This is a genomic window from Alloalcanivorax profundimaris, from assembly GCF_015265435.1.
Classification (GTDB): Bacteria; Pseudomonadota; Gammaproteobacteria; order Pseudomonadales; family Alcanivoracaceae; genus Alloalcanivorax; species Alloalcanivorax profundimaris.
Window position 1 is genome coordinate 21,564 of the sequence record NZ_JABJWH010000014.1, and the last position, 21,532, is coordinate 43,095.

Sequence of the window (21,532 nt, forward strand, 5' to 3'; positions counted from 1 at the left end):
AGCTTCCTGTTCGGTTTTTTAAAGTCCTTGGGCGAACCGCTTCAATTTAGCGATTCGAGTACTGCAAAACGACGCATTTTACATGCCGGTTACGGAATTGCGACATACCTATGCGTAGGTGCGCTCGCCGCGACCGATGGCGTAGTAGAGCAAGCCGGCCTGGCGGGCCGCCTTGGGCTCGTACAGGTTGCGTCCGTCCACCAGTATCGGCGTGATAAGCAATTTCTTGATGGTGGCGAAGTCCGCCACCCGGAATTCCTTCCATTCGGTGCAGATCACCAGGGCGTCCGCGCCTTCCAGGGCATCATGGCGATGTGCCACCACTTCCAGGTCTGGGCGGTCGCCGTAGAGCCGGCGGCATTCGCGGCTCGCCTCCGGGTCGTAGGCGCGGATTTTCCCGCCGGCGGCCCAGACCGCTTCCATAAGCACCCGGCTGGGGGCTTCGCGCATGTCGTCGGTGTTGGGCTTGAAGGCCAGGCCCCACACGGCCACGGTGCGACCGGCCAGGTCGCCGTCGAAGGCGGCGGCCAGCTTATCGAACAGGCTCGCTTTCTGGCGCTGGTTGACCGCGTCCACGGCGGCCAGGATGTGGGCATCGTAGCCCACGTCCCGGGCGGTGCGGGCCAGGGCCTGCACGTCCTTGGGGAAGCAGGAGCCGCCGTAGCCGCAGCCCGGGTAGATAAAATGGTAGCCGATGCGCGGGTCGGAGCCGATGCCCAGGCGCACATGCTCGATGTCCGCGTCGAGCCGCTCGGCCAGGTTGGCCATCTCGTTCATGAAGCTGATTTTGGTGGCCAGCATGGCGTTGGCGGCGTACTTGGTGAGCTCCGCGGAGCGCGGGTCCATGAAGATCAGCTTGTCGTGGTTCCAGTTGTAGGGGCCGTAGCATTCGCGCATGAGCTCGCGCACGCGGCCGGACTCGGTGCCCACCACGATGCGGGCGCCCCGGGTGAAATCCTCGATGGCGGCGCCTTCCTTGAGGAATTCCGGGTTGGAGCAGACGTCGAATTCGATGTCCCGGCCCCGTTGTTGCAGCTCGGCGGCGATGGCGGCGCGCACCTTGTCCACGGTGCCCACGGGCACGGTGGATTTGTTGATCACCAGCTTGTAGTCGTCCAGGTGGCGGCCGATGGTGGCGGCCACGGCGAGCACGTAGCGCAGGTCCGCGGAGCCGTCCTCGTCCGGGGGCGTGCCCACGGCGATGAACTGCAGGGTGCCGAAGGCGACGCCGGCTTCGGCGTCGGTGGTGAAGCTCAGGCGGCCTTCCTGGCGGTTACGGGCCACCATGGGCGCCAAACCCGGCTCGTAGATCGGCACCTGGCCCTGGTTGAGGGCCTCCACCTTGGCCGGGTCCACGTCCACGCAGAGGACATCGTGGCCGGCGTCCGCCAGGCAGGTGCCGGTGACCAGGCCCACATAGCCGGTGCCGAAGACGGTAATGCGCATTCCGTACGTTCCCCAAAGCGACTCAAGCGCGAGAGCATACCAGCCCGCCGGCGTTCGGGCACGCTACCGCCCCAGGGTTGGCCGTCTGTTCCCCGTGAACGGTACCGCTTACCGGAGGCGCGGCGCGGGGCCGCGCCGGTTGTCAGGCTTGCGCGGCCAGGGGGCGCACGTCCTTAAGGGCCAGGGTGAGGCGGTGCTGCTTGTGCAGCATGTCCAGCAGCACGATGGCCCTTTCCTCGCCTTTGTAACCGTGGAAGGTGGCTTCCAGGTTGGCGAAGGGTCCGCGTTCGATGCGCAGCCGGTCGCCGCGGCGGATCGCCGGCTCGGCGTCCTCGCCCTGCTCCCGGGCCCGGCTGCTTTGCATCAGGGCCTCCACCACGCTCGCCGGCACCCGCGCCGGCCGCTCGCCGAACGCCACCAGCTTGTTGACGCCGCGCGTGGAGCGCACGGTGTGCCAGCTGGGGCCGTATTCCTCGAAGCGGATGAACAGGTAACCGGGAAACAGCGGTTCGGTGCGGTGGGCGCGGCGGCCGGCGCGGAGTTTTTCCACCCGGAGCCGGGGCTGGAAGCAGGTGAAGCCTTGGTTCTCCAGGTTTTCCTGAGCACGGAAATTCTGGTTGGCGCGGCACTGCACCACATACCAGGCGGTGTCATTCATACCCTACTTCCATAGTTGGGTGGCTGCCCCGGCGTCTCGCCGGGCGGTTCCTTGAATGCCAATTCACCATCCGGGACGGTTGCATGGCAGGGCGCCATCATCGACCGGGATCGTTACCGTGAAATGACCGTGAAAGAATAACGCGAATGCGCCGCGAATTCTTTTTCGGTTGAACACGATTTTGTTGGCATTGTTTTACGGCCCCCCGTAAACGAAGCCTTGATCCTAGTGCAGTTTGTTTATGTGATCAATATCACATAGCAGCACCGGTCAGCGGCCACGGAATCAGGCCCCGAGCGCCGCGCACAGCATGAAAACACAGCCCTCCGGGTTTTGGCATCCGCCGTTTCGGGTAACTCCGGATCGGCCTATCCTCTGATTTTTATCTAATGCTTTTTTCCTTTTTCGAGGGTTTTTCGTCGGGCCGGTTTCTCCCCTGATTCGGGGGTAGTCCCGGGGTGGGGGTAAGCGGTGAGAATGGTCACTAAGGAAAACGACCCATAACGACAAAGGATCTCACCATGCGACACGCCGCTTTTGCGCGCGCGCCCCTCGCCATGGCGGTGGGGGCCGCCCTCTCCGCACCGGCTTCCGCCGCCCTCTTCGAGGAGGCCGCGCCTTCTTTCACCGTTCGCGCCACCGGTGACGACTTCGCCATCAGCGGGTTCGACATCGCCGCCCTGCCCGACGACCGCTTGGCGGTGCTCTGGACCGAGACCGGCGTCGGCCGGGACCGGCTGCGCCTGCAGCGCTTCGACGTGAACGGCAACGCCCTGGCGGCGCCGCTCACGGTGCGGGAGGAACCCGTCGGCGCCAGCGAATCCATGGGCCTGCCGTCGCTGGCCGCCGACGACCAGGGCAACCTGGTGGCCAGTTGGCATGAACAGCCCTACCCCTCCTACGTCCGGAGCTGCCGGAACACCCTGTGGTTCACGCGCATCGACAGCGGGGACACCCTGGCGACGCCCATCCAGGTGCCGGGCACCGACGAGCAGCTTTGCGCTTCCGATATGGACGTGGACGGTGACGGCGACGTAGCCCTGGCCTGGACCGCGGACTCCGGCGATGGCCGGAGCCAGCAGTTCGCGACCTATGACGCCACCAGCACCCCGCTGGGGGACGGTAACGCCGCCGGCGACGGCAGCGGCGCCACCGTGGCTCTGAACGACGACGGCACCCTGATGGTGGTGTGGAGTGCCATGGAAGCCCAGGCGGTGCGCGTTCTGGGGCGGCGTTTCGCGCTCAACGGCAGCGCCCTGGGCGACGCCTTCCGGCTCGACAACGGCGAGGTGCCGGATACGCCCACCCTGGAAGACGACCCGACCGTGGTGCACGCCGGCGACGGCGGCTTCGTGGTGCAGTGGCTCGACCACCTGTCCAACCCGCCGGAGGGCTACCAGGCCTTTGTGGTCCAGGCCCGGCATTGGGGCGCGGACGGCGCCCCCGGCGCGGCCCTGGAGATGGTGAACCGGACCGCTGGTCCGTCCCAGGCGCTCACCGCGCCCAGCCTGGCCGCCGATGACGACGGCGCCCTGGTGAGCGCCTGGGGCTTCGAGAGCGCCGGCGACCCGCCCGAGGCGCGGGCCACCGCCTTCGACGCCAACGGCGACCTGGTGGGTGAGCGCGCCACCTTGGTGGAAACGCTGCCCGAGGACGAAACCTTCTTCGGCAATGAGGGCACTCCCAAGGTGGCCCTGAGCAAGGATCTGGCGGCCATGGCCTGGTACAACGACGGCGGCGACACCCTGCAAGCCCGGGTGGCACCGCGCCAGGACCTGACCCCGCCGGACGGCGGTGACGGTTCCGATGGCGGCTCGGATGGCGGCTCCGGTGGTGCCGACGACGACGATGACCACCTGTTCGGCGGCGCCGGCGGGCCGCTGGCGCTGGCCGGGCTGGCACTGCTGGCCCTGCGGCGGCGATTGCGCCGGTAGCAACCGGGCCCAAACACGCCCTTGGGGGGGCGAAGCGCCGGTTCGCCGGCGCTTTTTTTATCCGCGTGAAACCGTGCGCCGGTTAACCGCCACCTGTGCAATTTATTGCCACCATCCCCCGCTCATAACAACAGCGATCCTGAGGGGGATTTTTATGTCACTGCCCGTGTTTCCACGCACGCCGCTGGCCCTGGCGGTGGGCGCCGCCGTTTTGTCCACGCCCGCCGGCGCCGCTTCCTTGCTCGACGACGCCTCGCCCATGGTGGAGCTGTACGTCCCGAGCGAGGCCATCAGCATTAATGGCTTCGACGTGGCCGGTCTGCCCGACGGCCTGTTCGCGCTGGTCTGGTCCGAGTACGACAGCGACACCCGCCTCTACCACGTGCGGCTTGCTCGCTTTGACGCCGACGGCAACGCCGAGGGCGACGTCCTGGAACTGTTGTCCGGTTCTCCGTCCTCCAGCGGCGGTCCAAACAACCCGGTGGTGGCCGCCGACAACGACGGCGACCTTGTCGTGGCCTGGGAGTTCAACGATGGCGGCTGCGGCACACTGGGCTACACTCGCGTCGACGCCGACGACACCATCGCAAGCCCACAATCCCTGTCCCATGATGCCGGCTCCGGAAGTGACTGCCAGGTTCGGGTCACAATGGACGACGATGGTCGCTACGCGTTCGGCTGGCGCCATGAATCAGCCGCGAACTCTCCGGTGTACGTGGTCCAGACGTTCAATGCCGACGGCTCCACCATCGCGCCCTCCTTCGAGGTGGCGCCGGTGCTCACCATCTTTCCAGGGTTAGCTCTCGCCTTGCGGGACGACACCCTGGCGGTGGCCTGGACCGCGGATGTCGAGCCGGACTACCCGGTAATGGCCCGCCGTTACAACCAGAACGGCACCGCCCTGGGCAACGCGAATTTCCGCCTGGATAACGGCGCCCCGGACCACGCCGTGATTCAAACCTCACCGGTACTTGTTCAGGACCCCGCCGGCGGATTCCTGGGCATGTGGCACCAGGCGCGAAGCCTCAACGGTGAGTTCGTGGACAGCCAGCACGGCCAGCGCTGGGCCGCCGATGGTACCGCCCGCGCGGAGGTTGTGTTCAGCGATGACAATATGGGCGGCAGTGGCGGCAATGCATATGCCCCCTCAGTGGCCACCAATGAGCAAGGCTTGATCCTCGCCGGCTGGACCGCGAGCCTCGACTACGCCGATGGATTCAGCCGGGTGACGGCTTTCCAGAACGGTCAACGCCTGGGCGATGACGCCGTTACCGTCGGGTCCTATACCCAGGGGGATTATTTTTACTCGCCGAACACGGAGGTGGTGCTTAGCGGCCGCACCGCCACCGCCGTGTGGTACGAGCAAAACGCCGATCTGGAGTACAGCATCCGGGCACGCTCGCTGACGCTGCCGGAGGCCGCTTCGAATCCGGCAGCGGGCGGTGGTGGTGGAGGCGGCGGCGGCGCTAACTTCCTCGGGACGTTTGGCCTGATGTTGCTGATGGCGGGGCGGCGGACCCGCCGGTAGCGTCGCCGCGGCCCGGAACCGTACACGAGCCAGTGGCGGCAGCAGCGATATCACCACCGCCCTGCCGCCCCTGCTTACCGCCGGATTCTTGCCCCCGGCGCCGGCGCCCACCAATGACAACCGCCGGGGCGTCAACCTTCCGCCGAATGAGCCCGTAACGCCGTCTGAATTTCCATGATGTTCCAGGCCTGCTCCGCCAACACCGGATTTCCTGCCCGCAATCTCAGGAATTCCGCGGCTGCATTGATGGCTTTACTGACCCCGGTAAGATCGAGCATCGTTTTCACCGCCGCTTGATCGGCCTTCACTAATTTTCCGTTCTGTTCCATCCATGCCAGAACATCATGGGCATGCCATAGGGGCACGGAATCAAAGACTCTCGGCGCCGGAAAGCGTGAACGAGAGCGGCGCAACTCCCCCGCCGCATACTTGCGCATTGCTTGTCGCGTGATGGCAATGCGATTGTCTGATAACCACTCGGCGATGCCTGACAGGTTGAGCAGATCAGGGCCGACGGATTGTGGATGCGCCCCCGGGATCGCGGTTTGTACATCCCCGACGGCGGACTGAACGACTACCATGGCTTCTTCACCTTCTCGGCTGAAATCCAACGATAAATAGCCGGGCCGAGCCAAGCCCACGATCGCATCGTCGCATCCGGCTTCGAAGAGAGCATCCAGCCATTGTTCGGAATCCGGCTGCTCCAATGGCAACTCGAAATGCACCTGAAACTCATACATCGTCATCATCTGCTCCTGACCGCCTGTACAGACAACCATCCACGGCCCTGCGTAAAGCCCGGGCATGCGCTTCCGGATTAGCCGGCGTCGACCAAATCATCCTACTCGCCGTTCACGGACGACAAAGCATGGCTTGCGGTATCCGCAGGACGTCCTGTAACAATGCACCCGACATTTGTCGGGTACTGCCGGCGCGGGGGCGGTTCTAGAGTAAGCGTGTTTTTGCAACCTTACTCTGGGGGTGAATTTCCGTGTCTTACCTGACTTTCCAGCGCACGCCGCTGGCCGTGGCGGTGTGCTCCGCCGTTCTGTGCGCGCCGGTGGGCGCCGCCTCGCTGCTCGACGACGCCGCTCCAACGGTGGATCTGTACGCCGCGCCGGCGGGCTACCAGCTTGATGACTTCGAGGTGACCGCCCTGCCCGGTGGTCGCTTCGCGGTGCTGTGGCGGGAGGCCAACGACGCCGGCGCGGACCTCATCAAGCTGGGGCGCTTCGACGCCGACGGCGCCCTGCTCGACGAGGTGATGGCGCTGGACAGCGGCAATGTCTCCTCCATCGACGTGCTTGAGCCGGCCCTGGCCGCCGACGCGGACGGCGACCTGGTGGCGGCCTGGAGCATCACGGTGGGCGATTGCGGCGGCGTGATCTATTCACGAATCGCCGGGGATGGCTCGGTGATCGCCGAGCGGCAGTCCGTGAATAGCGGCAGCGGCGCCAAATGCCACCCCGCCGTCGCCATGGACGCGGACGGCCGCTTCCTGCTGGCCTGGTACAACGAAGACGCGGCGCAGGAATACCGGGCGCGGGCGTTCAACGCGGACGGCACGGCGATGGGCGACTTCTTCGTTCTCGGCGAGGCGCAGGACGGGGCCCCGGCCGTGGCGCTGCAAGGCGACACCCTGATGGCGGCCTGGTCCACGTATGTGTCGTCGGCCGGCGATGTGGTTCTGGGGCGCCGTTTCAACCTCAACGGCACCGCTTTGGAAGCCGAGCCGTTCCGCCTGGATGATGGCAGCGAAGCGGGCCTCAGCCTGGACCAGACGCAGCCGGCCCTGGCCGCCGATGAGGACGGCGGCTTCCTGGCGATGTGGTCCCAGGAGGTGTGGCCGGACCATGTCAAAACCCTGACCATGCAGGGCCGGCACTGGGCCGCCGACGGCACCGCCGGCGAGACGCTGGCGGTGCCAACCGGCGGCCTGGATACCGGCGGGCCGTCCCTGGCCTCCGACGGCGACGGCCTGGTGGTGGTGGGCTGGAGCCAGGCCCTGCCCGACGAAAACGGCGGCGAAAGCCGGGTGATGGCGTTCCGCGATGGCGCGCCCCTGGGCGACGGCGCGGCGGTGGTGGCGACCTCCACCATTCCGGAAGCGGTGGATCACTCCCTGAACACCGAGGTGGTGCTCGGCGATGGCACCGCCACGGTGGTGTGGTTCGCCCAGGAGGATGGCGGCCCTTCCACGCTGCGGGCACGCACTCTGAGCGTGGAGGACGCGCCGGGGGATGGCGGCGACGGTGGTGGTAGCGGTGGCGGTGGCGGCGGTTCCACCGGTTTGCTTGCGCTGCTCGGCCTGGTGTTGTTCGGGAGGCGGCGGTATCGTTGCCTCCCATGAACGAGAACCCGGAACGGATCCTCAAGCGCGCCCTGGACCACGCCGGCGCCGGCCGGCTCGAGGAGGCCCTGGCGCTGCTGGTGCCGCTGGCGGCGCGCTACCCCAAGGTGCCGGCGGCGGTGATCAACCACGGCGAGATCCTGCGCCGGCTGGGCCGCTTCGACGAGGCGGCGGCGGTGCTGGAAAACGCGGTGGCGCGGCTGCCGGACCTGCCGGTGGCGCGTTTCAACCTGGCCCTGGCCCTGCGCGGCGCCGGCCGCCTGGAGGACGCCCTGGCGGTGTACCGGGAGGCGCTGCGCCGCCAGCCGGACCACGGCGACGGCTGGTACAACCAGGGCAATGCCCTGCTCGACACCGGCCGCGAGGAAGACGCCGTGGCCAGCTACCGGCGCGCTCTCAAGCACCTGCCGCCGCCGCGCCAACCGCGCACCCTCAATAACCTGGCCAGCGCCCTGATTCTGCTGCGCCGCCCCGCCGAGGCGGAAGCGCCGCTGCGCGACGCCCTGGCGCTGAGCCCGGACTACCCGGACGCCCACCTCAACCTGGGCGTGGCCCTGGAACGCCAGGGACACCTGGGCGAGGCCGCCGGCGCCTACCGCCGCGTGGCGGAACTGCGCCCGGACCATTGGTGGCACGCCCTGCACGCGGACCTGCTGTGCCCGGACGTGTTCGACGACAACGCCGCCATCGACACCTGGCGGGACGACTACGCCGCCACCCTGGCGCGCTGGCGGGACCGGCCCGGGCACCTGGACCCGGCTCTGCTGCACCTGAGCGGCGCCGAGCCGCCGCCCACCCTGATGTATCAGGGCCGCGCCGACCGCGCCCTGAAAACCGCCCACGCCGACCTGCTGGCGCCGCGCCTGCCCGCCATCGAACCGCCGGCGCCACGCTCCGGCGGTGACCGGCGCCGCATCGGCTTGGTGGTCAACCACGGCCACGAAGGCATCTTCATCCGCAGTGTCCAGGGCGTGCTGCCGCGCCTGGACCGGCAACGCTTCGAGATCGTGGTGGCGGTGACCCGCCCGGCCCTGAACCGCGCCCGCGCCGCCCTGGGCGACGACGGCCTCACCTGGCTGGCGCTCAGCCCCCAGGTGGACCAGGCCGCCGGGCAGCTGCGCGCGGCGCGGCTGGATCTGCTCTACCACTGGGAAGTGGGCTCGGACTCGTTCAACTACTTTCTGCCCTGGTTCCGACCGGCGCCGCTGCAGTACACCAGCTGGGCCTGGCCGCTGACCACCGGCATCCCGGGCATGGATTTCTTCCTGTCCTCGGACCTGGCGGAACCGGAGGGCGCCCAGGACCTGTACCGGGAAACCCTGCTCACCATGCCCGGCAACATGTTCACCTGGGCCGAGCCGCCCACGCCACCGGAGCGCCCCATGACGCGGGCCGACTTCGGCCTGGCGGACGGCGAGCACCTGTACCTGTGCGCGCAGAACCCGCGCAAGATCCACCCGGACTTCGACCCGCTGGCGGCGGGCATTCTGGAGCGCGACCCGCGCGCCCGGGTGCTGCTGATCGGCAGCCGGGAAGGCGCCGAGACCGAGCCCCTGCGCCAGCGCCTGCAACGGCGCCTGGGCGCCCTGGCGGAGCGCGTCACCCTGCTGCCGCGCCAGAGCCGGGAGCGCTACCTGGGCTTGCTGGACGTGGTGGACGTGGCCCTGGACCCGCCCCATTACAGCGGCGCCAATACCAGCTTCGACGCCCTGGGCATGGCCCTGCCGCTGATCACCCTGCCCTCGCCGCTGCTGCGCGGCGCCTTCACCGGCGGCCTGTACCGCCGCATGGGCCTCACCGGCCTGATCGCCCGGGACCCGGAGCACTACGTCGAGCTGGCCGTGGGCGTCGCCACCGACCCGGCCCTGCGCCAGCACTGGCGCGACGCCCTGCGCGAACACAACGGTGCGATCTTCCATGATGACAGCGCCATCGGCGAGCTGCAGAACGCCTGGGATATCATGCTTGGCGACGTCTAACGCCGCGCCCGTGTTAATCAAAAAGGCGTTCGAACTCCCGGGTGAAGTCGCCGGTGGCGGGTTGGATCCCCAAATCCGCCTCGGCCCGCGCGACAAGATTACGAGCGGTTCGGAATAACATGCCACTGAGTGATTCCAGGGTATTGAAATGCTCGGCGATGGCTTCGTAATTGGTTTCGTAGTCGTGGGCTGCGATATTCCGCGCCATGCGGCTCTGTTGCCATTCCTCTGAGGACTCCAGCACACCCAGCTTTTCGAAAAACGACAGCACCTTGAGGAAGCTGTCCGAGTCTTCGCTCATCAATAGAGCCGTGTGTCGCATGGCCACCGCCAAGGTGTCCTGGAGCTTGGCAAAGCGCTCATTGATGGCCGCCAACGTTTCGAACAACTCGGTATCCTTACGCTTCGCCGCCAGGTCGTCCCCGAGCAAGGGCCAGGCCATCTTGCGCTCTGAGTAATCAAGAAAATAAGCGCAGCGTTGCAGCGCTTCCAACAGGTGGGATAGATGGCGCCGCTCTTCGTCAAGGACGTTCATGATCAGGAAGCCTCCAGCAAGGGTCTGGCGCGGGCCTTGGCCAGCGACTGAAACGAGCTCAACGGCTTCCCGGCTTCCGCGATAACCAAGTCCACGGGCAAGCGCAACGACTCTTCCAATGCCATTTTAAGCGCGGCTCGCCGCAATAAAGATACGGTGCGGTCGGCTTCGATGAAGAGATCCAGATCCCCCCCTCTACGGCGGTCATCCACCCGCGAACCGAACACCGACACAGCGACGCCACCGCCCAGGTGCGCCTGCACGAGTTGTTGAATTCGCTGCCGTTGCTCTTCGCTCAAACGCATACAGATCTCCAGATCACACGGTCGAGAGTAGAACCGGCACGTCGGGCTCGCAAGGGCCGATCACGGGATCAGTCGAGGATGAAGCCGAGGCGGCGGGCCTTGAGGACGACCTGGGTGCGGTTGTCGCATTCGAACAGAGCGAGCAGGTCGGAGACGTACTCGCGCACGGTGGCCGGCGCGATATTGAGCTGGCCGGCGATCTCCTTATTGGGCAGGCCCAGGGCAAGCAGCTCCAGGGTGGCGCGCTGGCGGGGCGAGAGGGTCAGCGGCCGGTCCGGCCGCCGGGCGCCGCCTCTTCCACCAGCCGGCGCAGGCCGTCGCGGAACAGCTCGTGGTCCTCGGTGATCAGGATGCTAATCATGGGCCGGCCTCATGGCGGACTCGCCGGTGCCCGGCGGATGGTCGGCGCGGCGCAGCGCCACGTTCAGCAAGGCGCGCAACCGCGCCGGCGCCGCCGTGGCGTCCACGCTGAGCCAGCCCGGCGGCGGGCCGCCCTCCGGCTCGCCCAGGCACACCGCCACCGGTTCCCCGGGCAGGGACACGGCGGTGTCCAGGTGGGCCGGATCGCACAGCACCAGGGCCGAGGGCGCCCGCCGCCCTGCCCGGCCACCGTGGCGCGGGCCGGCGTCACCGGCAGCCGCGCCAGGGAGATGCCGAAACAACTGCCCCGGCCCGGTACCGACCGCAAGCTCAGCGGGTGGCCCAGCAGATCGGCCAGGTGCTTGACGATGGACAGGCCGATGCCGGTGCCCGCCTCTCCGCCGGCCGGCTCGGAGCGCTGGTAGATGTCGAACACCCGCTCGCGGGCGTCGTCACCGATGCCGCGCCCGGTGTCCCACACCTGGATGCGCACCCGCTCGCCCCTTGGCCGCGCGCTCACCAGCACGCCGCCGCCGTCGGTGTACTTGATGGCGTTGCCGATCAAATTGCGCAGCATGCGCTCCAGCAGCTCCGGATCGCTGTGCACGGTGAGCACCGGGGCGCGCACCCGCAGGCGCAGGCCCTTGGCCTCCGCCAGCGGCCGGTATTCGCGCTCCAGCCGCCGCAGCAAACCGGCCAGCGGCACCGCCCGGGGCGCCGGCGTGACGGCGCCGGCCTCCAGGCGGCCCAGATCCATGATCGACTGGAAAGCACCGCTCATACGCCGGTGGGTCACGCGCAGCCGCTGGAAGAGACGGCGCCCCTCCGCGTCCCGCACATGGGGCCGCAGATGCTCCAGAAACAGGCCCATGGCGTGCAACGGCTGGCTCAGATCATGGCTGCTCTGGGCAATGAACCGGGACTTGGAGCGGCTCAGGAATTCCGCGCGCAGCTTCTCCTCGCGCAGCGCCCGCACCCGCAGAATCAGCGCCACCGCGTGCAGGAACATGTGCAGGATCTGAATGTAGAGCACCGCCACCATCTTGTAGGACGCGGTCAGCACCGGGCCCGGCGCCGCCGAACCGTGGATCACCACCGCCACCTGCAGGATCGACAACACCAGCGGGAACCAGCCAAGCAGGTAGATCACGTAGTAGTACCCCTCGGCGCGCACCTTGGCCACGCCGGAGCCCAGGATCACCAGGGCCAGCACCAGGTAGTTGAACGCGTACAGACGCACCCGCGCCTCGAACGGCACCAGGCCGCTCAGCGCCCACACCGCCAGGGTCACCAGGCCGGCGCCCAGGAACGCCCGGAACCAGGCACCGCCCTCCTCGCGCACGCGCAGGAAGCTGGCGGCGAACGCCAGTTGCGACAGCAGCGCCAAGGACATCAGTAACCAGAACAGCCCGCCCCTGTGATACTCCCCCCGCCACAGCAACGCCGGCAGGCTGCTGTGCTCCAGGTAATAGGCCAGCATCAGCAGCGCCGACAGCGCCCCCCAGAAAAACGCGCGCTCCCGGATGAGCACGCCGCACACCACGCCCAGCAACGCCAGCCCCAGGATCACCCCCACCGCCACCAGGAAGGCGATGTTGAGGCCGGTGCTCCAGCCCTGATACTCCGCCGCGCTCATCAACGCGATGTAGGGATGCCAGGTGGAATGGTCCGCGCTCAACTCCACCACCAGGGACCAGGCCTCCCCCGGCGCCAGGGTCAGCGCCACCGCCCTGCCCAGCGCATTGATGTCGGCCTCGCCGCCGGGCCCGGCGGGCTCGAACCCGAGCCGCCGGCGCCGGCCCTGCTCGTCCACCAGCAGCACCGCCGGGTCCCGAAAACCGAAGTTGCTCACGTGCAGCACCCAATGGCGCTGCTCGGAGCGGTTCACCACCCGGGTATAAAGCCAATAGCGCGAATGCTGATTGAAATCCGGCGCCAGGCCGAAAGCCCGCCCCGCCGGCGGAACGGCCGGCGCCTCCGCCAGGGCCATGCCCGGCGGCGGCGCCACGAACCCGGAAGAATGCTCCAGCGACGCCAGCGGGTAGCGAACGTCCTGCCTCTGCAGCTCCAGGGACGGCACCGCGGCGTTCGCCGCGCCCACCAGCAGCAAGCCATGGCAAAGACACCCGGCAAGGACCGGGAGTAAACGGGCAAGATAGCCGGCGAGGCGCGGGAGATGTGGGTTCATGGCGTTTGCCAAGATGCCCCGCTGGTCTGGGGGAGTCAACGGGCGGCGGCGAACCCCGATTAAGAGAAAACCAGGAAGCGATGATAAGGAAACTGGGCAACCCTGTAGGTTTTCTCCAAACGCACACCTCCAGCGTTCTGAAAATCGCCTATAACCCGCGAAAGGGAAAACCCCTTTTTATTGATTTCCCAATGATGCTGACCATCGAAATGATGAGGCTTGCGGCCAAGCGCTGGACGGGGCAGGAAGAACCAAACCTGCCCGAACTTGGGCAAATAGAATGAAAAAGGCCATAAGGTCAATGCATCGGGAAGACTGATCACCACTTTTCGTCTGCCCACGCGACACATCTCGCCAAAAGCACGAAGACTGATTTCGTACGGCAAATGCTCAAGCATCTGAAACGCACAGACCACATCGTATTCGTCGTTCGGGAATGGAAGTTCATCGGCCGAGCCGACATGATCCGGTTCCAGCTCCGGATCAATATCCAGACTTTCCACGAATACTCCGTAGCAACTCGCCACTTGCTTGAATATCCCCGCGCCGGCTCCAATCTCCAGAACCTTGTTGGGCTGCAAGGAGAGGACTTCGTCCAACTGGTGCCATATACTCGCCCAACGGCGCTGATCCATGTAGCGACTGAACGCATAATGCGATGATTCAACTTGTTTATCGGCCATTTGCTCGTGCCTCTTGCCTGTCTCTGCGCAGTGCTACCTGTATGACCCAGACTATCAAGGCTATATACGATAGCGCACCCGAGACGGAAAACAGGGCCACCGCAATCCCATCGTCCCGCATGATCACAAGTCCCCAGTACATGGCGATGATCTTGAGACCGGTACTGAACAGTTCATAGATCATCAGGCCACGTTGTATTCTCAACGTCGCGGTGGCCACCACACAGGGCCGGTTACAAAACCCGAAGAGCATCATTAAGGCGAGCCATTGGGCATACTCACCCGCCTGCGCCCATTCGCGGCCAAAAATCAAAGCGAACAGGCCTGGCCCCCATATCATGACCACGCCGAAAGGAATCACCACCAAACCCAACAATAGAAGGGTGAGCCTGATCAAGGCACCGGCCAGCGGCATGCCTTGCTGCGCCCGCTTCGTCAGCGCCGGGTAGAACACGTCACCCACCGAGCGTGATACCAGCAAGGACGGCGCATACAGTACCATCCTGGCCAGGGCATAAAAGCCGGCGGCACCGGCGCCGAAGAACGATACAAGCATGATGACGGGCAAGTGCTGAGACAGAGCATTGATGACATTTTGCGGCGTCCGATATAGCGCGAATTCCCGGTACTGCCTCGCCAGACCCCGGCTCGCCATTTCACCGGTGTCCCTCAAGGTCAGCCCGGAACGCAAAGCGGCACGGGCCATCATCAAGGCCTGGCTGCCCAGGCCAGCCACCTGTAATCCGATAAGGATGAGCGCTGAAGGAAACAGCAAACCGCCGCCGGCTTTCAAAAGATTGACAAGCAGAGCGTTCATCGCCAAGGCACCAGCGATACCCTTGAATGCCCGCGTCCGCACCAGCCATTGCTGCGCGATCTGCTGCCAAGCGGCAAAAATCAGCACTAAAGGGACCAACCACAAGTAAGGCCCCAAAGGTCCTACTCCAAGTGTCCCGGCCAACCAATCGTTGTCCGCCACAACCAAGATAACCAAAGCCATGGCGGCGATGGAAAAAGCAATGACAAGGGAAAGCCTCGCTATGCCACGGGCCGCTGAATCGGCTCGAGGTAGAACCATTGCCACGGGATACGACAATGCGGCCAGAGGCGAGATGATGGCGGCTAACGCCATGAAGGTACCAAGCACGCCGAACGCTTCCGGGCCATACAGGCGGGTAATCAATGGCGAGAAAACAATCGCCATTGCCTGTGCTCCGGCCGTTCCACCGGCGAGCACCACAACGTCCCGTAGGAAACGGTTCCTTAGCATTGGCCCAAGAGGCTCACACCCCAATCGCGGCGATCAGCTGCCTCACGCAGGCTTCGATGTCGTTGTCGGCGGTGTTGATCACCACTTCCGGCTTGGCCGGGGCTTCGTAGGGGCTGTCGATGCCGGTGAATTCCTTGATCTCGCCGGCGCGGGCTTTCTTGTAGAGGCCCTTGGGGTCGCGCTCCTCGCACTTTTCCAGGGGGGCGTCGACGAACACCTCGACGAATTCGCCGTCATCGAAGAGGGCGCGGGCGGCGTCGCGGTCGGCGCGGAAGGGGCTGATGAAGGCGGTGACCACCACCAGGCCGGCGTCGACCATGAGCTTGGCCACTTCGGAGACGCGGCGGATGTTCTCGGTGCGGTCCTCGTCGCTCATGCCCAGGTTCTTGTTGAGGCCGTGGCGGACGTTGTCGCCGTCGAGCAGGTAGGTGTGCTTGCCTTGCTCGGTGAGGGCCACTTCCAGGGCGTTGGCGAGGGTGGATTTGCCGGAGCCGGACAGGCCGGTGAGCCAGATGCATTTGGGGACCTGGCCTTTGGCTTTGGCGCGGTCGGCTTTGTCGACGCTGCTCTGGTGCCAGACGACCTGGGCTTTGCTGTCGTGTTCGCGGTTCTGGTAGGGGCCTGACATTTCGTCTCCTTTTGCTCGGTTTGCAGCCTTCGGCTGCGATTCAGGATGCAGGATACAGGATTCAGGTGCGGCGCTGGGGTGCCCCGGGGCGCTGGCTGCCTCGAATCATGGCATGGAGCATTCTGGCTATGCCTTCTGCTTCCCGTTTCCAGTGGGTTCCAGTGTTTGGATCTATGTAACCTGCCTCAATGCCCACCAGGACCTGCGCCCGAAGCTCTCCGGCGGATCCTTTGGCATAATTCAGGAAGTTCAGCTTTTCCCGGAGCGATGCTCGTTCATGCCCTTCCGCAATGTTCGAAGGAATCGAGAGTCCCGATCGGGTTATCTGGTCCCGAAAGCCGTAATCCCGAAAATTCGCGAAGTATTTGTACAGCTCCGCACTAAGGCGTGCCGACCGTCTCCATACGTCCAGTTCCTCGAAGCGCATCCTTGCTTCTCCTCATGATTTGGCCGATCAGTATACCGGCTGTTTTTCCCTGAATCCTGCACCCTGAACCCTGTATCGCGCCCGAAGGGCGCTAGAACGCCCATACCAGGGGGATCAGGGTGGTGCTGACCGCCGCCGCCAGGATCGACATGGGCACGCCGATCTTGAGGTAGTCGGTGAAGCGGTAGCCGCCGGGGCCCATGACCATGAGGTTGGTCTGGTAGCCGAGCGGGGTCATGAAGCTGGCGCTGGCGGCGAACATGACGGCGACGATGTAGGGCAGCGGGCTGACGCCGAGCTGGGCGGCGACGCCGTTGGCGATGGGGAACACCAGGACGGCGGCGGCGTTGTTGGTGATCACTTCGGTGAACAGGGCGGTGATCAGGTAGATGGCGAGCAGGGCCAGCCAGGGGTTGTCGAGGCCCTGGCCGATCAGGGCGTCGACGATCCAGGCGGCGGTGCCGCTTTCTTCCAGGGCGGTGCCGAGGGCGAAGGCGGCGCCGATCACCACCAGCACGGGCAGGTTGACGCTGACGTTCATGCGCGCGCGGTTGACGGTGACGCAGCGGGTGACGAGCAGCAGGCCGGCGGCGATGAAGGCGGCTTCCAGCACCGACAGCAGGCCGAGCACGTTGACGCCGACCATGCCGACCAGGATGGCGGTGGCCAGGGGCGCCTTGCTGAAGTCCGGCGGGGTGGAGTCGCTGAGCGGGCTGACCAGCATGAAGTCGCGGCGGTAGCGGTATTGCTCGACGAAGGCGTTGCCGGTTTCCAGCAGCAGGGTGTCGCCGATGCGCAGGGTCTGTTCGCCGACCTTGCCAGGCAGGCGGCGGCCGCCGCGGCTGATGCTGAGGATGGCGGCCTGGTAGCGGGTGCGGAAGCCGGCTTCCTTGACGGTGTGGTTGAGGCCGGGGAATTCCGGGCCGATCACCACTTCCACCAGGCAGCGCTGGTGGTTGTTGAGGCGCAGCTTGTGGGCGCCGCCGTGGGCGGGCACCAGGCCGTTGATGCGTTGCAGCTCGCGGGCGCAGTCCGGGGCGCCGATAAAGGCGAGCTGGTCGCCGGCCTGGAGCAGCATGTCCGGGCCGACGGCGGTGAACAGTTTGTCGCCGCGCTGGATTTCGGTGAGGTAGCCGTGGGTCAGGTTGCGCAGGCCGGCGTCCTGGATGGTCTTGTTGTGCAGGGGGCTGCCTTCCGGAAGCACCACTTCCACGTGGTATTCCCGGGCGCGCTCGACCTGCTCCACCATGCCCTGGCGGTGGGGCAGCAGGCGGCGGCCGAACAGCAGCAGGAACAAGCTGCCGACGATCAGCAGCGGCACGCCCACCCAGGCCAGGTCGAAGATGTGGAAGCCGTCCAGGCCCCGTTCCTGCATCAGGCCGTCCACCACCAGGTTGGTGCTGGTGCCGATCAGGGTGCAGGTGCCGCCGAGGATGGCGGCGTAGCTGAGCGGCAGCAGCAGTTGGGAGGCGGAGAGCTTGAGGCGCTGGGCCCATTCCTGGACCGCCGGGATCATCATCGCCACCACGGTGGTGTTGTTGAGGAAGGCGCTGAGCAGGGAGGTGGGCGCGATCAGGCGCAGCTGGCTGCCAAGGGCGCTTTTCGGCTGGCCGAGGAGCTTGTGGGCGACCCAGAAGATGGCGCCGGTGTCGCGCAGGGCGGCGGCCACCACGTAGAGCACCGCCACCGTCATCAGGCCCGGGTTGGCGAAGCCGGCCAGGGCCTGGGCCGGGGTGATCACGTCGCCCACCAGCACCGCGACCAGGGCGGCCATCATGGTGACCTCGGCGGGCACCCGGTTGCTGGCCAGGGCCGCCAGCACGGCGAGCACGACCAGCGAGGTATAGATCATTTCCGGCGTCATGGGGCGGCCAAGGCTCCAGTGGTCTGGTGGTCCAGCATTGGCCGGATGGTAGCCGGTTTTTTATAACCTGCAAGCAGAGATTGGTTCTTTGCTTATAGCCTATTTCTCTTGGTTGCAGATCAGGCGCGCTTCGGCGAGGGCGGCGGTGCGGTGTTTGGTGGCTTCCTTGTACTCCGGGTCGGCGAGCATTTGAGCAAACGCCTGGATCGAGGGATAGCGCACCAGCAGCACTTCGTCCCAGTGCTCGTCCTGGGGCGCGATGACGCCGGCCAGGGTGTCGCCGGACCAGACCAGCTCGCCGCCCACGCCTTGCACTTTCTGGAAGGCCACCTTGGAGTAGCGGCGGTAGGCTTCGCGGCCGTCGTAGTCGGCCTCGCCGTCCTTGTAGCGGGCCACGTCGCGAAAGCGCAGCAGGTTGAGCATGACGATGGGGGTGTCCGCGGGGATGCTCTTGAGAATGTCCGGCAGGCGTTTGGGATCCGGGTCGACGATGGGCATGGCGCTCTCCTTGTGGGGTCTGTTGTTATGACCCCACAGGGTGACGCCGTCGGGAATGCACGCCAATGGTCGATTGCGTCATTCCCTTGATCGAATCGCCCGGACCGTCGCTCACACCTCGGCGCGCCAGTTGAAGTCCACTTCCAGGGGCGGCGTGGGCTCGCCTTCCGGCTGGCCGGCCATTTCCGCGTAGGGGGACTGGTGCACCAGCACCGCCTTGTCGGTGGTCATGCGCGAGAGCACGTTGTTGGCGTGCTCGGGGCCGTTGAAGCGGACGATTTTGTCCTTGCCGTCCACCACGTGGTAGCGCACGCCGTCGATGTCCACCTCGACGATGCAGATGGAGAGGGTCACCGAGCGCAGCAGCACCTTCTCCACGTGGCGGTTGTTGAGCTTCTTGAGGGTGATCTTGTTCATCACGACACCTTATTCACAAGGTGAGCATCGCCCGGACCTCGAACAGGCCGAAGGGCCAGACCAGCTCGCGCAGGGGCCCTCGCTGCAGGACCGGGATCCAGCTCGAGTATTCCTCCATGAGGCTATCATCCTCGGCGATGTCCACCTCGTGAATGATGGTGTTGGGGTTGACGGTCAGCACCAGCTCGCGCGCTTTTTCGCACAGATGGCATCCCTTTGTGGTGTAGAGCGTAACTTCCGGTGTCTCAGTCATCTTCATGTCGAATCGCGTAACAGTGGTGAATGGCGCCGTTGCGGCGGAAATCCTCCGGCAGGCTCCAGGCGGTGAGATCCTCCACGGCGTACCAGCGGCGCAGGCTCTCTTCCAGCTCGAAGCGGCGATAGTTGCAGGAGAAGTACAGCACGCCGCCCGGCTCCAGCCGTTTCATGATGCGACGGATCAGATCGCCGTGGTGTTCCTGCACGACGAAGTCCTCGCGCCCCTTATTATTCGAAAAAGTGGGCGGATCGCAAAATATCAGATCGAACTGCTCCTTGCAGTCGTCCAGCCAGGCCTGGGCGTCGGCGCGCACCAGGGGGTGGCGGTCGGTGGCGAAGCCGTTGAGCGCCAGGTTGCAGGCGGCCCAGTCCAGGTAGCGCCGGGAGGTGTCCACGGTGACGGCGCGGCGGGCGCCGCCGGCCAGGGCCTGGACGGTGGCGGCGCCGGTGTAGGCGAACAGGTTGAGGAAGCGCTTGCCGGCGGCTTCCTCGGCGATGCGCAGGCGCATGGGCCGGTGGTCCAGGAACAGGCCGGTGTCCAGGTAATCGTCCAGGTTGACCAGCAGGTGGGCGCGGCCCTCGCGGACCACCTGGTAGCGGTTCTGGTTGTTGAGCTTGTGGTACTGGTCGCGGCCTTTCTGGCGCTCGCGGGTGCGCAAGTGCACCTGCTCGCGGTGCACGCCGAGGGCGGCGCGGGTGGCGGTGACCGCCCATTGGCGGCGCTGGCGGGCTTTTTCCGGGTCCACCGAGGACGGCGCCTTGAATTCCTGCACCAGCACCTGGTCGCCGTAGATGTCCACGGCCACGTTGAATTCCGGCAGGTCCCGGTCGTAGAGACGGTAGGCCTGGATGTCCTCGCGGTCGAGCCAGCGGCGCAGGTGCTTGCCGTTCTTGCGCAGCCGGTTGAACAGCGGCACCGCCGGCTCCGGCAGCTCGAAGCTGGGCGCCTCGCCGACCCGCAGCGGCTCGCGGGGCGCCGTCGGGCGGGGCCGGCTGACGCGGATGAAGTTGGTGAGGGCGCCGTTGCGCACCTTCCACTGGGCTTCCAGGTCCATGCCGGCGCGGTCCAGGGCGGTGACCTCGCCGCCCAGCAACACCGCCCGCCAGGCCGGGGCTTTCTCGCCGAGCAGGCGGCCCAGGCCGGCGTACAGCCAGGCAGCCTGTTCCTGTTCGTCGAGGCGTTCGCCCCAGGGCGGGTTGGTGACCATCAGGCCCTCGGCGGCCAGATCCCGGTCACGCAGGTTGCCCAGTTCGCGGCGCTCGAAGTGGATGGCGCCGGCCATGCCGGCCCGTTCGGCGTTGTGCTGGGCGAACTTGAGGGCGTCGTTGTCGGCGTCGAAGCCTTTCAGGGCCGGTATCGGCGCCGGGTTTTCCAGGCTGGCGGCGGCCTCCGCCAGGGCCTCCTGGGCGAGAGCCTGGCGGCAGCCGCGCCAGGCCAGGAAGCCGTAGTCCTTGCGCAGGGCGCCGGGGGCGATGCCGGCGGCCATCCAGGCCGCTTCGACGAGCACCGTGCCGCTGCCGCAGAAGGGGTCCACCAGTAGCCCGGGGCGGTCGTCACGGTGCCAGCCGCCGGCGCGCAGCAGGGCCGCCGCCAGATTCTCGCGCAGCGGCGCGCGGCCGCCGGCCAGGCGGTAGCCGCGCCGGTGCAGGGGCGTGCCGGCCAGGTCCAGCCACAGGCGGGCGGCGTCCGGGTCGAGCCGGGCGCGCAGGCAGCAGGCGCCGGTTTCCCGGCGCGCCAGGGGGATGTCGTCGGGCAGGCCGCGCAGCAGGCGCTTGGCGCTTATCCGGCTGTCGCCGCGCACACCCTTGCCGTGGTCCAGGCTCAGATGCACGGCGCCGCCGGTTGGCACCAGGGCGCGCCAGTCCACCGCCTCGGCGAGCTTTTCCGGGGCCTCTTCCGGGGCCACCTCAAGCTCCGCCAGGGGCAGCAGCACCCGCTCGGCAAGCCGCGACCACAGGCAGGCGCGCAGGCCGTCCTGCTGGCGGCCCTCGATGGCCACGTGGGCGTTACCGCGATCCGTTACCGACATGCCCAATTCGGTGAGCTCGTCGGCGAGCAGCGGCGCCAGGCCGGGCAGGCAGGTGATGATGAATTGCATGGGCTTCGCCTTGTAAGTACCTGATGGGACTGAATTTCAGGCCATTTCATCAAAATGACCGTTATGCGTCATCCGTTTAACACCCTCCCCTATTATGGCGACTTG

At 66.5% G+C, this 21,532-nt stretch carries 20 protein-coding genes; 4 read left to right on the forward strand and 16 right to left on the reverse strand.

Features of this window, described 5'->3' with window-relative positions; all coding sequences use genetic code 11:
* Window positions 1–108 precede the first annotated feature (108 nt).
* On the reverse strand, window positions 109–1,446 hold the full coding sequence (locus HMJ39_RS08815) for a UDP-glucose dehydrogenase family protein (protein ID WP_194297021.1): 1,338 nt from the start codon (window positions 1,444–1,446) through the stop codon (window positions 109–111).
* 142 nt (window positions 1,447–1,588) lie between these two features.
* Complete coding sequence (rfaH, locus tag HMJ39_RS08820) at window positions 1,589–2,104, reverse strand: transcription/translation regulatory transformer protein RfaH (protein WP_194297022.1); 516 nt, start codon at window positions 2,102–2,104, stop codon at window positions 1,589–1,591.
* 521 nt (window positions 2,105–2,625) lie between these two features.
* Between rfaH and HMJ39_RS08825 the strand changes: the two genes are divergently transcribed.
* Both HMJ39_RS08825 and HMJ39_RS08830 read left to right on the forward strand, forming a co-directional pair.
* Complete coding sequence (locus HMJ39_RS08825) at window positions 2,626–4,038, forward strand: hypothetical protein (protein WP_194297023.1); 1,413 nt, start codon at window positions 2,626–2,628, stop codon at window positions 4,036–4,038.
* A gap of 154 nt (window positions 4,039–4,192) precedes the next feature.
* Entirely contained in the window at window positions 4,193–5,566 is a 1,374-nt protein-coding gene (locus HMJ39_RS08830; protein WP_194297024.1) for a hypothetical protein, read from the forward strand.
* A 131-nt stretch (window positions 5,567–5,697) separates the two neighbouring features.
* Here HMJ39_RS08830 and HMJ39_RS08835 read toward each other — a convergent pair whose 3' ends face one another.
* Window positions 5,698–6,312, reverse strand: a complete 615-nt coding sequence (locus tag HMJ39_RS08835) for a hypothetical protein (protein WP_194297025.1) — start codon at window positions 6,310–6,312, stop codon at window positions 5,698–5,700.
* Window positions 6,313–6,557: 245 nt separating this feature from the next.
* Between HMJ39_RS08835 and HMJ39_RS08840 the strand changes: the two genes are divergently transcribed.
* Complete coding sequence (locus tag HMJ39_RS08840) at window positions 6,558–7,916, forward strand: GlyGly-CTERM sorting domain-containing protein (RefSeq protein WP_194297026.1); 1,359 nt, start codon at window positions 6,558–6,560, stop codon at window positions 7,914–7,916.
* Window positions 7,913–9,895, forward strand: a complete 1,983-nt coding sequence (locus HMJ39_RS08845; protein WP_194297027.1) for an O-linked N-acetylglucosamine transferase, SPINDLY family protein — start codon at window positions 7,913–7,915, stop codon at window positions 9,893–9,895. Before HMJ39_RS08840 ends, HMJ39_RS08845 begins: the two co-directional genes overlap by 4 nt.
* 13 nt (window positions 9,896–9,908) lie before the next feature.
* On the opposite strand, the gene HMJ39_RS08850 is transcribed toward HMJ39_RS08845, so the two are convergent.
* The 13 genes from HMJ39_RS08850 to rlmKL form a co-directional block, all read right to left on the reverse strand.
* Window positions 9,909–10,430, reverse strand: a complete 522-nt coding sequence (locus HMJ39_RS08850; protein ID WP_228462251.1) for a hypothetical protein — start codon at window positions 10,428–10,430, stop codon at window positions 9,909–9,911.
* A 2-nt stretch (window positions 10,431–10,432) separates the two neighbouring features.
* The gene (locus HMJ39_RS08855; protein WP_194297028.1) at window positions 10,433–10,735 is read right to left on the reverse strand and encodes a nucleotidyltransferase domain-containing protein; all 303 of its coding nucleotides are present in this window, start codon (window positions 10,733–10,735) and stop codon (window positions 10,433–10,435) included.
* A 68-nt stretch (window positions 10,736–10,803) separates the two neighbouring features.
* Window positions 10,804–11,001, reverse strand: coding sequence for a response regulator transcription factor (locus tag HMJ39_RS08860; RefSeq protein WP_228462256.1), 198 nt, complete (start codon window positions 10,999–11,001; stop codon window positions 10,804–10,806).
* Window positions 11,002–11,159: 158 nt separating this feature from the next.
* Window positions 11,160–13,196, reverse strand: coding sequence for a sensor histidine kinase (locus HMJ39_RS08865; protein ID WP_323370875.1), 2,037 nt, complete (start codon window positions 13,194–13,196; stop codon window positions 11,160–11,162).
* Between the two features lie 146 nt (window positions 13,197–13,342).
* Window positions 13,343–13,966 (reverse strand): class I SAM-dependent methyltransferase, encoded by a 624-nt coding sequence (locus HMJ39_RS08870; RefSeq protein ID WP_194297030.1) that lies wholly within the window; start codon window positions 13,964–13,966, stop codon window positions 13,343–13,345.
* Window positions 13,956–15,236 carry a lipopolysaccharide biosynthesis protein gene (locus tag HMJ39_RS08875; RefSeq protein ID WP_228462252.1) on the reverse strand — a complete coding sequence of 427 codons (1,281 nt, stop codon included), beginning with the start codon at window positions 15,234–15,236 and terminating at the stop codon, window positions 13,956–13,958. The genes HMJ39_RS08870 and HMJ39_RS08875 overlap by 11 nt, the downstream gene beginning before the upstream one ends.
* A gap of 13 nt (window positions 15,237–15,249) precedes the next feature.
* Window positions 15,250–15,864 (reverse strand): adenylyl-sulfate kinase, encoded by a 615-nt coding sequence (gene cysC / locus HMJ39_RS08880; protein ID WP_194297032.1) that lies wholly within the window; start codon window positions 15,862–15,864, stop codon window positions 15,250–15,252.
* A gap of 61 nt (window positions 15,865–15,925) precedes the next feature.
* Window positions 15,926–16,291: a four helix bundle protein gene (locus tag HMJ39_RS08885; RefSeq protein WP_194297033.1), complete on the reverse strand. Its 366-nt coding sequence runs from the start codon at window positions 16,289–16,291 to the stop codon at window positions 15,926–15,928.
* Between the two features lie 91 nt (window positions 16,292–16,382).
* Window positions 16,383–18,155 (reverse strand): SLC13 family permease, encoded by a 1,773-nt coding sequence (locus tag HMJ39_RS08890; protein ID WP_194297034.1) that lies wholly within the window; start codon window positions 18,153–18,155, stop codon window positions 16,383–16,385.
* A 99-nt stretch (window positions 18,156–18,254) separates the two neighbouring features.
* Complete coding sequence (locus HMJ39_RS08895) at window positions 18,255–18,653, reverse strand: DUF1330 domain-containing protein (RefSeq protein WP_194297035.1); 399 nt, start codon at window positions 18,651–18,653, stop codon at window positions 18,255–18,257.
* A gap of 111 nt (window positions 18,654–18,764) precedes the next feature.
* Entirely contained in the window at window positions 18,765–19,070 is a 306-nt protein-coding gene (locus tag HMJ39_RS08900) for a DUF6482 family protein (RefSeq protein ID WP_161383052.1), read from the reverse strand.
* 13 nt (window positions 19,071–19,083) lie between these two features.
* A complete protein-coding gene (locus HMJ39_RS08905; protein ID WP_228462253.1) occupies window positions 19,084–19,329 on the reverse strand; it encodes a glutaredoxin family protein in 246 nt (81 codons plus the stop codon).
* Window positions 19,316–21,427 (reverse strand): bifunctional 23S rRNA (guanine(2069)-N(7))-methyltransferase RlmK/23S rRNA (guanine(2445)-N(2))-methyltransferase RlmL, encoded by a 2,112-nt coding sequence (rlmKL, locus tag HMJ39_RS08910; protein ID WP_194297036.1) that lies wholly within the window; start codon window positions 21,425–21,427, stop codon window positions 19,316–19,318. Before rlmKL ends, HMJ39_RS08905 begins: the two co-directional genes overlap by 14 nt.
* Between the last annotated feature and the right edge of the window lie 105 nt (window positions 21,428–21,532).

Bases quoted from the DNA above. Each gene is read 5' to 3' on its own strand.
- HMJ39_RS08855 (WP_194297028.1), bottom strand. From the start codon at position 10,735: ATGCGTTTGAGCGAAGAGCAACGGCAGCGAATTCAACAACTCGTGCAG.
- HMJ39_RS08900 (WP_161383052.1), bottom strand. From the start codon at position 19,070: ATGAACAAGATCACCCTCAAGAAGCTCAACAACCGCCACGTGGAGAAG.
- HMJ39_RS08850 (WP_228462251.1), bottom strand. From the start codon at position 10,430: ATGAACGTCCTTGACGAAGAGCGGCGCCATCTATCCCACCTGTTGGAA.
- HMJ39_RS08875 (WP_228462252.1), bottom strand. From the start codon at position 15,236: ATGCTAAGGAACCGTTTCCTACGGGACGTTGTGGTGCTCGCCGGTGGA.
- HMJ39_RS08825 (WP_194297023.1), top strand. From the start codon at position 2,626: ATGCGACACGCCGCTTTTGCGCGCGCGCCCCTCGCCATGGCGGTGGGG.
- cysC (WP_194297032.1), bottom strand. From the start codon at position 15,864: ATGTCAGGCCCCTACCAGAACCGCGAACACGACAGCAAAGCCCAGGTC.
- rlmKL (WP_194297036.1), bottom strand. From the start codon at position 21,427: ATGCAATTCATCATCACCTGCCTGCCCGGCCTGGCGCCGCTGCTCGCC.
- HMJ39_RS08815 (WP_194297021.1), bottom strand. From the start codon at position 1,446: ATGCGCATTACCGTCTTCGGCACCGGCTATGTGGGCCTGGTCACCGGC.
- HMJ39_RS08885 (WP_194297033.1), bottom strand. From the start codon at position 16,291: ATGCGCTTCGAGGAACTGGACGTATGGAGACGGTCGGCACGCCTTAGT.
- HMJ39_RS08890 (WP_194297034.1), bottom strand. From the start codon at position 18,155: ATGACGCCGGAAATGATCTATACCTCGCTGGTCGTGCTCGCCGTGCTG.
- HMJ39_RS08845 (WP_194297027.1), top strand. From the start codon at position 7,913: ATGAACGAGAACCCGGAACGGATCCTCAAGCGCGCCCTGGACCACGCC.
- HMJ39_RS08870 (WP_194297030.1), bottom strand. From the start codon at position 13,966: ATGGCCGATAAACAAGTTGAATCATCGCATTATGCGTTCAGTCGCTAC.
- HMJ39_RS08835 (WP_194297025.1), bottom strand. From the start codon at position 6,312: ATGACGATGTATGAGTTTCAGGTGCATTTCGAGTTGCCATTGGAGCAG.
- HMJ39_RS08905 (WP_228462253.1), bottom strand. From the start codon at position 19,329: ATGAAGATGACTGAGACACCGGAAGTTACGCTCTACACCACAAAGGGA.
- rfaH (WP_194297022.1), bottom strand. From the start codon at position 2,104: ATGAATGACACCGCCTGGTATGTGGTGCAGTGCCGCGCCAACCAGAAT.
- HMJ39_RS08830 (WP_194297024.1), top strand. From the start codon at position 4,193: ATGTCACTGCCCGTGTTTCCACGCACGCCGCTGGCCCTGGCGGTGGGC.
- HMJ39_RS08895 (WP_194297035.1), bottom strand. From the start codon at position 18,653: ATGCCCATCGTCGACCCGGATCCCAAACGCCTGCCGGACATTCTCAAG.